The sequence below is a fragment of the Hymenobacter sp. BT18 genome, assembly GCF_012273015.1.
Classification (GTDB): Bacteria; Bacteroidota; Bacteroidia; order Cytophagales; family Hymenobacteraceae; genus Hymenobacter; species Hymenobacter lutimineralis.
The window spans coordinates 991,079-1,003,853 of record NZ_CP050954.1 but is presented as its reverse complement, the minus strand read 5'-3'; the positions used below and the strand labels follow the sequence as shown (position 1 = coordinate 1,003,853).

The window sequence follows — 12,775 nt, the reverse complement described above, 5'->3', positions numbered from 1 at the left end:
TTCTGCACCGTGCGAGACTACCTCTTGTTTGTGGATACCGAAACCACGGGGCTGCCGCGCCGCTGGACGCGGCCGTACGCGGCAGCCGGGCGCAACTGGCCGCACGTAGCGCAGGTGGCTTGGGCAGTATACACCAAAGAAGGGGAGCTGGTCAAATCGGCCAACTACTACCTGCAGATTCCGGTAGGCAGTATGCAGGCGTCGTCGGAGGCTATTCACGGGCTGAGTCCGGCGTTTCTGGCGGCGCAGGGCCACGAGCCGCGCCCGGTGCTGGAGGAGCTGCTACGCGACCTGCGCACCTACCAGCCCCTGGTGGTGGGCCACTACATCCGGCTCGACTTTCATATGCTGGGCGTTGAGTTCCACCGGGCGGGTTTGCCCAACCCCCTGCGCGAGCTGCCCACGTTCTGCACCATGCAGCTGGCCGCCAACGACAGCCCGGAGGCTACCGCGCTGGCCAACCGCCGCCTCGGCGACCTGTACCAACGCCTGTTCGGGGAGCCCCTGGAAAGTGCCCACGATGCCTGGGCTGATGCCGATGCCACGGCCCGCTGCTTTTTCGCCCTGCGCCAGCGTGGCCTGCTCACCGACGACATGGTAGCGCGGGCTCCCCGCCTGGAAATTCCCGAAGAACCCACGCCCTGGCTGCGGCGCTTCCTGCAGCAGGCCGCGTTTTGGTTTGCGTAGGGTAGTGGCTGGTTTGTAGTGTTTTTGAGTATTGTCATGCTGAGCTTGTCGAAGCATCTCTACCGCTCCGTTGTGCTGGCTTCAGTAGTTACCATTGCGGGAGAGATACTTCGACTTCGCTCAGCATGACGCCTATGTAGTAGCTGTCCAGATCCTCTGACAACTGACAACTATCAACTGACAACCGTCCCATGGAAAACCGCCTTGCCTTTCTGAAAACTGTGGCGCCGTTCAGCTTGCTGCCCGAAGATGTGCTGAGCGGGGTGGTGGGGCTGCTGCAGGAAGTGACGCACACCAAGGAAGCCCTGATTTATCAGCAGGATGTGTCGAAGCTGCGGGGGCTGGACATCATCGTGGAGGGTGCTTACGACACGTTTTTCTACGACAGTGAGCAAAACCACCGCCTGCCCGAAGAATACGGGCCGGGCACCTGCTACGGGGGCATGTCTATTCTGCTGAATAAAAAACGCTCCATCCGCACGGTGGTGGCGCGCAAAGGCACCCGCGTGTTGGCTTTGCCCCGCCGCGACTTCCGGGGGCTGTGCCTGGCCTACCAGGAGTTCTTTCACTTCTTCACGGCACGCTACGGGGAGCGGATGCTCAACGACGAGTACGCCCACTTCGTGAAGCCTGCGCCCGCACCCGAGGAAAACTTCATTGCCGCCGACCAGCTGTTTTCCCGCCGCATCGAAACGTTGGAAACCCGCGCCATTGTGGCCTGCCCCGCCAACACGCCCATCTTCGAGGCCGCCCAGCGCATGAAGGCCGGCCGCGTGAGCTGCCTGTTTGTGACCGATGAAGCCGACTCCGTGCAGGGCTACGTGACCGACATGACCCTGCGCGACCAGGTAGTAGCCCGTCAGCTGTCGGCTAGCCAGCCCGTAGCCGATATTATGGCCACGCCGCTGGTATCCATCCGCGCCGAGGCCTACGTGTATGAGGCCATCCTGCTGATGTTCCAGACCAAAACCCGCTACCTACTGGTGAAGCGGGGCGAGGAGGTGCTGGGCTTCCTGAGCCGCAACAAGCTCCTTTCGGATCTGGCCCAGTCGCCGTTTATGTTTATTCAGGCCGTGAAGCTGGCCGAAAGCAACCGGGAGCTGAAGCGCCGCTGGGAGATGGTGCCCGACATCGTGAACCAGCTGCTGAGCCGGGGCGTGAAGGCCGAAATTGTGAACCAGGTCATCACCACCGTGGCCGATACCATTGCCGTGAAGGTGATTGAGGGCGTGCTGGCCGAGCATGGTCCGGCCCCGGCCAAGTTCGTGTTTATGGTGCTGGGCAGCGAAGGGCGCAAGGAGCAAACCCTACTCACGGACCAAGACAACGCCATCATCTACGAAGACAAGGCCAATGAGCAGCGGGAGCTGGTGCGCGCCTACTTTCTGCGCTTTGCCACCGCCGTTTCCGACCAGCTCAACCACATCGGGCTGCACTTCTGCACGGGCGGCTTCATGGCCAAAAACCCCAAGTGGACGCATTCCCTCTCGCACTGGAAGCGCAACTACCAGCAGTGGATGACCGAGTCGAACCCCGAAACGGTGATGCAGTTCTCCACTTTCTTCGACTGCCGCTACCTCTACGGCGAAGAACCTATTATGCAGGAGCTGCAAGCGTACCTGCACGAGGAGCTGCGCGGCCCCCAGGACCGGTTTTTCTACTTCATGGCCAAAAATGCCCTGCAGTACGAGCCCCCGCTTACCTTCTTCCGCAACTTCCGCACCTTCGCCCAGGGCACCCAGCAGGTATTCGACCTCAAGAAGACGATGACGCCCATCGTGGACCTGGTGCGGGTGTACGCCTTGCGCCACCAGGTGGCCGGCACCAATACCGGGGAGCGGCTTACGCTGCTGCGCCAGCAGGGCGTGTTCAGCGAGAAGGAATACCAAGAGTTGCTCCAAGCCTACTACTACCTGATGGCTATGCGCCTGAAAAAGCAGGCCAAGCAGCTCATGGACGACCGCACCGCCCCCACCAATTACCTCGACCCCAGTGTGCTGACTCAGGTAGAGCAAGTCACGCTCAAGGAAATCTTCAAGGTCATTAGCGACTTCCAGCTCAAAATCAAAGTAGGCTTCACGAAGACGCTGTAGGGTGAGGATAGCATATACTTAAGGCAGTGTCATCCTGAGCGGAGCGAAGGACCTTATCCCGTGTGAACGACTTGTTCTAGCGGGATAAGGTCCTTCGCTCCGCTCAGGATGACAGAAGAGGACATAGAGCAGACAACGGCTCCCTTACTTCTTTGGCTTGCGACGGCGGCGGCTGGCTATTCGTTCCCGCTCGGCTTTGCGCTCGGCCCGCACGGCCAGCCGCTCGTCCATGCGGCCCATCAGCCGCTCGCGCACATGCTGGGCCAGGTCGGCGAGGGAAACGAGGCGGGTGGTGCGCAGGAAGCTAAGCACTTCGCGGCGGCGCAGGGTGCTCACGCCGGGTAGCCCCCGCGCCAGCAGGTACTGCTGCACCTCGCTGTGACGCAGCAGGGCCGCTACGGCCGGCCGCTCCACGGTGGCATTGTATAAGGCCGGGCGTTCCGTGCGCAAGCCCTCGGCCGTGGCAACCTGAATGCCCACCCACTCCGGCAGCAAGGGCCGCAGCTTGGGTACGTGCTTTTCGGTGACCACGAAGGTGACGAAATCGTAGGCCTTGGCGTAGCAGGGCAGCTGCTTGGCCACGCGTTGCAGGGTGTCGGCGTCGCCTTTTAGCTCGTAGCCGTGCATGAAATGCTCCGTGATGTGCACCACATCGGCGCGGGTGGTGCCGGTGGGCAGCTCATCTACGTACAGGCCGCCCTGCAGTAGCGGGTACAATAGCACACGGATTTCGGGGTCGTTCATGCAACGGAGAAGGCCGCGCAAGTTACGCAGGCCAAGGCAGCTTAGCAGGCAGAAAAGTGGGCCGGTTGCGTAGGCGAGTTGGAGCCGGCTTCTTGCTTTTGTTCAATCAACCCAGCAGCGGCCTGCTTGCCCGGCTATACGAAGCTACTACGAACCTACATCGAACAAACAACGAACCTACAGCGAAGAAATGGTGAGGCGACTTCCCGGAAAAGTAGTACTTGAGGAGAGGGAAGAAGCCAAGGGCGGGGGCGGGGCCACAGAGCAGCTGGCCGGGGAAAGGGCATAGTCAGCGGAAGGGCTGAGTGCATGAGGGAGGCTGCATGGCAACCAGCCAGACGCTACCTTCGTGGCCTGATTTTACACTTCTTTTTGCTTCTACATTGCCGCTATGCCCTTGCCCATCACGTCGCGCACCTGGCTCTGGTTGTTTTTAGCTGCCCTGGGGTTGGCGTTCCTGCTGGGGCTGGGCGCCTGGGGGCCGCTGGAAAGCTCGGAGGCGCGCTACGCCGAAATCGGGCGGGAAATGCTGACGGGCCAGGACTGGCTGCACCCACGCCTGCTGGGCATCCAGCACTTTCATAAGCCCCCGCTCACGTACTGGCTGACGGCGGCCGGGTTGGGTTTGTTTGGCGAAAGCGCGCTGGGCGTGCGGGTGCTGCCAGTGCTGGCTGTGCTGCTGCAGGTGCTGCTGGTGTATGGGCTGGGGCTTCTTTTTTTCGCTCAGGACCGCGCCCGCGCCCTGGCCGCCGCCGTGGTGTACGGCACGCTGCCCGTAGTACTCATTTCGGCCCTCAACGTGACGACGGACGCTTACCTGGCCACGCTGGAGCTGGCAGCCGCTTACGGCATCCTGCGCTACTACCACGGGGGCGGGGCGCGGTGGCTGTATTTATTCTGGCTGGGGCTGGGGCTGGCCTTCCTGACGAAAGGTCCCGTAGGCTTCATGCTGCCGCTGATGGTGGTCATCGGCTTTTACTTCCGGCAGGGGCAGGCGCGGCGGCCGTTTACCTGGCATCATGCCGTGGGCATCGGGCTGTTTTTGCTGGTGGGGCTGAGCTGGTATCTGTACCTGATGGCCGAAAACCCGGCCTTTCTGCGCTATTTCCTGTTCGAGCACACCGTGGAGCGGTTTGCCAATGCCGCCACCTTCAACCGGGCCAAGCCTTGGTGGTTTTACCTGGTGCTGGCCCCGGCCACCAGTTTGCCGTGGTCGGTGGCGCTGATTACGCAGGCCGTGCGCACGCGCTGGGCCGAGGTGCCGCAGCAGTGGCGCAACGTGCTGTTGTTCTGGGTGGTGCTGCCGCTGGTGTTCTTCTCTATCTCCAAGTCCAAGCTACTGCTGTACGTGCTGCCGGTGTTTCCCGGCGTGGCCCTGCTCACGGTCTACTACCTGGGCCGCCTCACCGATGGGGCACTGCACCGCTGGTACGTGGGGTTTCTGGCGTTTTGGGGGCTGCTGCTGGCGGCGCTGTGCCTGGTGCCGGTGCTGAGCGCCGTGGGCTGGGCGCTGCTGGAAGCCGGGCCGCTTACGGCCGGGGCCGCCGCAGCGGGCATTGCCCTGCTGGTTTTGCTGCTGATGTTCTGGGACGAAATCCGGGTAGCCCCGCGCCTGCTGGTAGGAGCGGGCCTGTTCACGGTGGTGCTGCTGGTAGCGGCCAAACCCCTATTGCACCAGAATGAGCTGGCCTTCAACGGCAGCCGACCCCTGGCGGAGTTCCTGCAGAAAAAACAGCTCACCAACCGTCAGATTCTGGTGTACAACGAGCTGCTGCCGTCCTTGGCCTTTGAGCTAGGCCGCGTGCCCGTGTCGCTCTACGACGGCAACCAGAGCCTGAGCCGGGAAACCCAGTTTGAGGCCAACGACACCTGGCAGCGTCAACTCATCAACCTGCAAAACCCCCAGCAGGAGCCCTACCTCGGCAGCCTGCTGGTGCAGCGTCCCGTGCTGCTGGTGAAAGGTGAGATGCGCCCGGAACGGCGCTGGATGCTGCGCTACTTCCGCCAGCAGCAGAAGCTGGGGAAGTGGACGGTGTGGTGGTGAGTGAGTAAAAAAACGCGTGTCATCCTGAGCAGAGCGAAGGACCTTATGAGGTCTGCACGAGTCGTTGTTACCGATTTCGTTCTAACCTCATGAGGTCCTTCGCTGCGCTCAGGATGACATGCGTTTCGGGTGTTCAAGCATTTACCGATACTCCGCCCCAGCCTTTTCCCGCAGGTTGTAGCCCGACGACATCACCTCCCCGTAGGCCCCGGCCGAGCGGATGGCCAGCAGGTCGCCGCGGCGGGTTTCGGGCAGCAGCACTTGGCGCCCAAAGGTATCCGACGACTCGCAGATGGGCCCCACTACGTCGTAGTCCTGGGCCGGGAGCTGGCTGGTGAGGTTCTGGATGGCGTGGTAGGAGCCGTAGAGGGCCGGGCGAATCAGCTCCGTCATGCCCGCGTCGAGAATGGCGAAGCGGCGCTGCTGGCTGTGCTTCACGTAGAGCACCCGGCTTACCAAAGAACCGCACTGGGCCACGATGGAGCGGCCCAGTTCCACGTGTACCTGCTGGTTTGGGCGTCGCTGCAGGTGCTGCTCAAACGTGCGGAAGTACTGCTCGAAGTCGGGCACCGCGTGTTGGTCGGGCTGGTGGTAGTCGATGCCCAGGCCCCCGCCCAGGTTCAGGTGGGGCAGGTGGTAGCCCCGGTCTTCGAGCCAGGTTTGCAGCTCGTTGAGCTTCTGGCTGAGCTTCTCAAACACCGTGAGGTTGGTAATCTGGGAGCCCACGTGCGTGTGCAGGCCCACCAGCTCCAGGTTCGGTAGGTTTTCCAGCTGCTCAATCACGCCACCCAGATCCGAGAGGCTGATGCCGAACTTGTTGGCGTCGAGGCCGGTGGTGATGTGCGGGTGCGTGTAGGCGTCCACGTTGGGGTTCACGCGCAACGCCACGCGGGTGCGGCGGTTCTGGGCCCCGGCCAGCTCGTTCAGCACCGTCAGCTCCTCCACCGACTCGGCGTTAAAGCACCAGATATCGGCCGCCAGCGCCAGGTTGATTTCCGCGTCGCTCTTGCCTACACCGGCAAATACCACGTGGTCGGGGGCAAAGCCGGCGTCGAGGGCACGCTGCACCTCGCCCCCGCTCACGCAGTCGGCGCCCAGGCCGTGCTGGCGAATAAGGTCCAGGATGGGGGCGTTGGCATTGGCTTTCAGGGCATAATGCACCTGGAAGCCGCGGGGCCGGGCTGCTTGCTGCAAAGCCGTGAGCGTGCGGTCCAGCAGCGCCAGATCGTAGAAGTAAAAGGGCGTAGGGCGGTCCAGCAGATCCGCCGGTAAACGAAACGACATGTAGCAGAGAGTGCAAAGCGAAGAAAAGAGAGAAGCCGCAGCAGCTAAGCGCTACACTGCTTCGGCTTTGCGGCGGAACAGGCCTTCGTTGAGGGAGCGGAGGGCCCGGGTTTTGTCGGCGGTGTTGATGAGCACGCTGATGTTGTTGGGTGAGCCGCCGTAGCTGATCATGCGCAGCGGAATGTTCTGCAGGGCGTTGAACACCTGCCGGGCCGAGCCGTGGTTTTCCTGAATCAGGTTGCCCACCAGACAAATAATGGTTTGCTGCTCGTCTACTTCCACCGTGCCGAAGCCGCGCAGCTCCTCCAGAATTTCGGGCAGGTGGGTTGCGTCGTCGATGGTGAGGGACACGGCCACTTCCGAAGTGGTAATCATGTCGATGGGCGTGCGGTACCGCTCGAATACCTCAAACAGGCGGCGCAGGAAGCCGTGGGCCAGCAGCATGCGGCTGCTGCGCACCTTGATGGCCACCAACCCGTCCTTGGCCGCCACGGCCTTGATGGCTTCGTCGCCGGTGCGGGCGGAAATGAGCGTGCCGGGCGCTTCGGGCTGCATGGTGTTGAGCAGGCGCACCGGAATGCCGTACTGGCGGGCCGGCAGCACCGAGCTGGGGTGCAGGATCTTCGCCCCGAAGTAGGCCAGCTCGGCCGCCTCGTCGAACGACAACTCCCGGATGGGGTAGGTGTCTTCCACCACGCGGGGGTCGTTGTTGTGCAGCCCGTCGATGTCGGTCCAGATCTGGATTTCCTCCACCCGGGCCGCGGCCCCAATCAGCGAGGCCGAGTAGTCGGAGCCCCCGCGCTTGAGGTTGTCGATGAGACCCTGGGCGTTGCGGCAGATGTAGCCCTGGGTGATGAACAGCGTCTGGCCTTCGTGCCGGGACAGCTGCTCCTGCAGGTGCTGCTCGATGTAGGCGCCGTCGGGCTCTTCGTCCTTGTCGAGGCGCATGAAGTCGAGGGCGGGCAGCAGCACGGCCGGGCGGCCCAGCACATCCGTCACGTAGCGGTGGAAAAGCTGGGTGCTCAGCAGCTCGCCCTGGGCCAGAATCAGCCGCTCACCCACCGGCGTGAGGGGGTTGCGCATCAAGTCGAAGATGGCCCGGAAGCAGGCATCCAGCTGACCAATGGCAGCCGTGGCTACTTCGGCCTGGGGCAGCAGCTCGCGGGCCGTCATCAGGTAGTGCTGGCGCAGAATCTCGGTCTGGGCCGTGGCCGCCGTGATTTCGCCGTCATAAAGCAGGCGCGCTACCGTTACCAGGGCGTTGGTGGTGCCCGACATAGCCGACAGCACCACGATGCGGGGCTCCTCGGGGGCGTGAATCAACTCGGCTACGGTGCGCATACGCTCGGCCGTGCCTACCGACGTGCCGCCAAACTTGAGAACTTTCATGAGGAAAAAGGCTGAAAACGAGTTGCGAAAGAAAAGACAAGAAAAAAGCGCCGACCCTGGGGAGGACCGGCGCTTGGAGGTTCAGATTCGGGTAGGGCGAACTAGTGCGACGGTCGGGTCGAGGGACATTTCTTCGATTTCTTGACCATCAGGCCGCCGTTCTGCTTGTCGCATACCATCATCTGCTTCGCCGAAACCAGCGAAGTAGCAGAAGAAAGGTAGGTGAAAGCTGAGAACATAGGAGGTGTTGAGCAGGGCCGTTAGCTGCCCTTGTGGCTGCAAGTATACGGCAGGAAGTGAGAATCCAAAAAATCTTTTTTGCAGGTAGTTTACAATTTCTACCAGATAGAGCAAGTCCTTTCTACGCACTCAACTTACGGCAGCACGCGCTTCTGCACCCAGGTTTGCAGGGTTCCATTAGCCTGTTCCTGCAGCAACTCGTCCAGGACTTTATTCTTTTTGGCGGGGTTAGCCTGGTACATTTTCAGCACGGGCGTCAGGCCGGCCATGTTCAGGGTTAGCGCGTCTTTTTCGGCGGGGTGCTGGAGCTGATAGCGCGCCCAGCCGGCCAGAAACAGCATCATGTAGTTGGGCTCTTGGCGGCTCAGCTCCGTCACGAAGGTTTGCAGCTTCACCTTTACGGCCGGCGAGCCGCTCACCCACTGCAGCACAAACTGGTTGGTGGCCCGGCGGGTGTCTGGCTGCTGGTCGAGTGGGGTGACTTCGAGCCAGTTGGCCGCCTCAATTACCTGCGGGGCGTAGCTGGCGTAGTCTTCGGCATCGCGAAAGGAGTAGCCCGCCGGGGCACGGTACGGCTCCGTTTGAGCCAGCGCGGCCGGGGCAGCAGCCAGCAGGGCCAGCGTGAGGGTAAGACAAGCTTTTTTCATGCGCATTGGGTGCGGCAAAACCGCGTAATCATCAGCAAACCTATTGAAAAACACCGACAACTGCCGGCTTCTACCTTATTTGAGAGCAAAGGAGCCAGCCGATACAGGCTTTAGTGCTGGTAATATTCCCGCAGCTCAAACCCCTCTGCCTGCTGGCGCGCCGCCAGCTCCCGCAGTAGGTAGTACTTGTGAAAATGGCCTACCAGTACCACAATGCGACGAGCCTGCCGCTGGCGGATATGGGTAAGAATGTGGGCCGCCATAGCTTGGTTGCGCGTGTCCCAGAAGTCGGCGTTCAGCTGGTAGAAGGCGTGGTAGTCGGCTAGCTCGGGGCGGGCCTGCACCACGGCGTTCAGCTGCTGGTACTGCCAGTACTGCCGCCGGGCCACCAGCGCATACACACCGGGCTGGTTGATGGCGTAGGGTGTGCGCGTGGAGGTGCGGTTGGCCGAGTCGGTGAGCTGGTAGTACCGGTCAAGGATGGTGCCCTGCGCCGGAGTGAGGCGGCGCTGCTTGTAGAGGTCGTCGAGGAGGGCCAGCACTTCCCCGGGTCTGGTGAGCAGGCCGTGCCGGCGGTGAAAGTCGTTGCGGCCTTCGTAGTCGAAGGGACGCATGGGCACGGGGTGCTGCTGGCGGTATAGGGCCACGCCCAGGGCTTCGTTTTCGCGGGAAGGGCGCCGGAGCTCAAAGTCCGCCGTGAAAAACGAGCTGTCCAGCTCCACCAATAGCAAGTCGGGCTGCACGCGCTGCAGAATGCGGGCTACCGAATCAGGGGTGAAGCGGCGGGTGGCTTTGTGCACCGTGCCCACGATGACGACCTGCACGGGCGGCGCGGCCGGATCGATGCTTTCAGGGGTTTGCGCCGTTGCCTCCCCGCCCAAGAGCAAGCCAAACAGTAGCCACAGCCATAGGTTCTTCATAGGGGATAGGGGAGGAAGCTACAAGAAACGCACATTCGGGCCCCCGGCCAAATGTGCGTTGTAGTCTGGCGCAACGTTTACCCTACGGCTGTGGGCGTGGCTGCTTGCGTGAGGTTACGGGCCAGGTTGGTGAAATCGGAGGGAATGAGCACCACGGTGGTCGTGTTGTTGTCAATACCGATTTCGGACAGCATCTGCATGCGGCGCAGCTCCAGAGCCATCGGACTTTCTTCCATCTGTTTGGCACCCTGCGTAAGCTTGAGGGAAGCTTCCAGCTCGGCTTCGGCCTTGATGATGCGGGCGCGCTTTTCGCGGATAGCCTCGGCCTCGCGGGCCATGGCACGCTGCATGGACTCCGGAATTTCCACGTCCTTGATTTCTACCATTTCAATCTTCACGCCCCAGGGCTCAGTAGCGGCATCCACGAGTTGCTGCAGGGTGCGGTTTATTTGCTCCCGCTCCTTCAGTACCTCGTCCAGCTGGTGCTGCCCGATGATGTTGCGCAGGGCCGTAACGGACAGCTGATACACTGCCTGGTTGAAGTTGGCCACTTTGATAATGGCATCCTCGGGGTTAATAACCCGGAACCATAGCACCGCATTTACCTTGATGGTTACGCTGTCCTTGGTAATGGTTTCCTGTTGTTCCAGGTCCACGGTTTTGGTGCGAATGTCAACCGTAGTGCGGCGCTCAATGAACGGAATAATCCAGTACAGTCCCGGTCCGCGCCGCCCCACGTAGCGCCCCAGCCGAAACACAATGGCCCGCTCGTACTCCTGCGCAATGCACAGGCCTATACACAGGAAAATCAATACAAAACCCAGCAAGACATATAGCGTTGTCATGGTAACAGTGGCCTCAGGCCGCAACAAGTGAAACAGTTGCGGTTACAGGTACACAGGCTCTGCCAGACAGGCAATTTGGTTCGGTAAAGTGCCTCTGTGGCTGTCTTTAGGCTGTTTTTGATGTTGGAGTCAATTGTCTCGGTGCCAAGCACCATACCAGAATGGTAGTGTCAGGCGGTCGGAATGGTAGGGGGCAGGTGGGAGATTATGCCAATCATGGGAGCAGCCGTGCTGGCACTGGGTACGGCGGCGGTCGTCGTCGGCCACACGAAACACGCTCAGCAGCGCCCGAAATGCGTTGGGGTACTCAGAGGCCGGCAGCTGCTGAATGCTGGTGAGGGCCTGGGGGAGCGGGTGCACCCGCAGCAGGACCAGCGGAGTGGCCGTCGGCTTCATGGGGGCTTCGGCAACCGCTTGCTGCACCAGCGCCGGGGTGGGGTTGGGGTGTGCCTGTTGAATGTAGCTCGCCAACTCAGCCAGCTGAGCCTGTTGCGCCGCCACGGGCAACGCGGCAAACCATACCCAAGCCCATCCCCACGGCAATTGCTGCTGAGCCAGTCGATTGAGCAGATGGTCGGGTATGAGGGGCATAGGGAGAGAGGGGCGGTGCTACTTTTTGCGGGTAATGGCTTCGGCCACCTTCGTGAGCCCGTTGAGTTGGTCGGGAGAATTGCTGCTGATGACGACGTGGGCGCCCAGGCGCTGTTTGCTCAGGGCATCCGGTACCACCTGTTCGCGCCAGTATAGCTGCTGCTGGGGTTGGCTGAAATTCATCCACCGGAGGGGTTTGCCCAGAAAACGGCCATCAGTAAGCGGGGCATCGGCGGGGTCCAGGCGTTCGTCCCGATACATGGGGCTGGGGTGGTCGCCCAGGTACACCAGAATGCGGTTTTCGGTAGTTGAAAGCAGAGGCGTGAGCGGCCAAATGTTGTACACGTAGAAGTCATAGCTGTGGCGGCGACTCACGTAGTAGTTATCCGGGAGCTGAAAAACCAGTTCGTCGTGGGTTTCCGTGCGGGCCCGCAGGTTGAGCAGACGCCGGCCCGGCCGGATGGTGTTGAACACGGCCGTGGCCAGGGCATCGAATTCGGTGCGGCGCTGGAAGCCCGCCGGATTCACGTAGGCATCCACCTCAAACACCGTGTTGTCGAGGGTGCGCACCAGCAGCCGCTGCAGCAAGATGGCCGATTCGCTGGTATCAGGGCGGGCGGCTAGGCTTACTACCGCCGTCAGGGAATCGGTAGTGCGGACAACGTGGGGCGTAGCGGTAAACGGCTCGGACTTAAACCGGGCGGCTTCTTCGGTAAAACGATTGTCAGCCAGCCGAAACAGTTCCTGCGCAAAGAATACTACCCGGCTCTTGTCGAAATCGAGTACGACGCGGGTTTCCAGCTGCTCGTCGGGCTTGGCCGACATGATATCCACCGGCCGGGCTGAGCTGACAGCGCTGGCCGGGAAGTTCAGGTAAACCCGGCCTCCCAGCAACGGCAACCGGTTGGGCAAAGCAGGAGTGGCAGACTGTGCTAACGCATCGTTCGCCACGCAAAGCAGCGCGGCAGTTAGGCCGCCCACGAGCAGCCGCAATGGATGAAACATATAAAATCAAGTAGGATGACCGGAGTGAGATATCGGCGAAATATAGCAACACCGGGGCAGCAAATCAGGATACCTACCTGCTCTATCCTGAGGCAGTTGCCCGAACGGAGTAGAGACGCGACACTTCGCGTCTGCCCGTTGAACGATTTTCGGTAGGCGGGGCACACGAGGAGACGCGAAGTATTGCGTCTCTACTCCAGCAGCTGCTGTTACAGCCGGTCATTCTGAGAGGAATACTGCCATAAAAAAGCCATTCTACCGCAGCAGAATGGCTTTTTAGAAAGAA

11 protein-coding genes are annotated in these 12,775 nt (G+C 61.5%); 3 read left to right on the top strand and 8 right to left on the bottom strand.

The features are described from left to right. The first annotated feature begins 9 nt into the window (after window positions 1-9). Window positions 10-687, top strand: coding sequence for a 3'-5' exonuclease (locus HER32_RS04165; RefSeq protein WP_168680778.1), 678 nt, complete (start codon window positions 10-12; stop codon window positions 685-687). A gap of 191 nt (window positions 688-878) precedes the next feature. Next, entirely contained in the window at window positions 879-2,780 is a 1,902-nt protein-coding gene (locus tag HER32_RS04160) for a DUF294 nucleotidyltransferase-like domain-containing protein (RefSeq protein WP_168680776.1), read from the top strand. 144 nt (window positions 2,781-2,924) lie between these two features. Here HER32_RS04160 and HER32_RS04155 read toward each other — a convergent pair whose 3' ends face one another. After that, the gene (locus HER32_RS04155) at window positions 2,925-3,524 is read right to left on the bottom strand and encodes a sce7726 family protein (RefSeq protein WP_149068943.1); all 600 of its coding nucleotides are present in this window, start codon (window positions 3,522-3,524) and stop codon (window positions 2,925-2,927) included. A gap of 391 nt (window positions 3,525-3,915) precedes the next feature. Between HER32_RS04155 and HER32_RS04150 the strand changes: the two genes are divergently transcribed. Beyond that, window positions 3,916-5,568 carry an ArnT family glycosyltransferase gene (locus HER32_RS04150; protein ID WP_168680768.1) on the top strand — a complete coding sequence of 551 codons (1,653 nt, stop codon included), beginning with the start codon at window positions 3,916-3,918 and terminating at the stop codon, window positions 5,566-5,568. A 141-nt stretch (window positions 5,569-5,709) separates the two neighbouring features. Here HER32_RS04150 and lysA read toward each other — a convergent pair whose 3' ends face one another. The 7 genes from lysA to HER32_RS04115 form a co-directional block, all read right to left on the bottom strand. Continuing rightward, the gene (gene lysA / locus HER32_RS04145; protein ID WP_168680766.1) at window positions 5,710-6,852 is read right to left on the bottom strand and encodes a diaminopimelate decarboxylase; all 1,143 of its coding nucleotides are present in this window, start codon (window positions 6,850-6,852) and stop codon (window positions 5,710-5,712) included. Window positions 6,853-6,903: 51 nt separating this feature from the next. Continuing rightward, entirely contained in the window at window positions 6,904-8,241 is a 1,338-nt protein-coding gene (locus tag HER32_RS04140) for an aspartate kinase (RefSeq protein WP_168680764.1), read from the bottom strand. 374 nt (window positions 8,242-8,615) lie between these two features. Then, complete coding sequence (locus tag HER32_RS04135) at window positions 8,616-9,128, bottom strand: hypothetical protein (protein WP_168680762.1); 513 nt, start codon at window positions 9,126-9,128, stop codon at window positions 8,616-8,618. Between the two features lie 110 nt (window positions 9,129-9,238). Then, complete coding sequence (locus HER32_RS04130; RefSeq protein ID WP_168680760.1) at window positions 9,239-10,048, bottom strand: hypothetical protein; 810 nt, start codon at window positions 10,046-10,048, stop codon at window positions 9,239-9,241. A gap of 77 nt (window positions 10,049-10,125) precedes the next feature. Further along, window positions 10,126-10,893, bottom strand: coding sequence for a slipin family protein (locus HER32_RS04125; protein WP_168680758.1), 768 nt, complete (start codon window positions 10,891-10,893; stop codon window positions 10,126-10,128). Between the two features lie 129 nt (window positions 10,894-11,022). Then, window positions 11,023-11,484 (bottom strand): DUF5958 family protein, encoded by a 462-nt coding sequence (locus HER32_RS04120; protein WP_168680756.1) that lies wholly within the window; start codon window positions 11,482-11,484, stop codon window positions 11,023-11,025. Window positions 11,485-11,502: 18 nt separating this feature from the next. Then, window positions 11,503-12,489: a hypothetical protein gene (locus HER32_RS04115; RefSeq protein ID WP_168680754.1), complete on the bottom strand. Its 987-nt coding sequence runs from the start codon at window positions 12,487-12,489 to the stop codon at window positions 11,503-11,505. Window positions 12,490-12,775 lie beyond the last annotated feature (286 nt).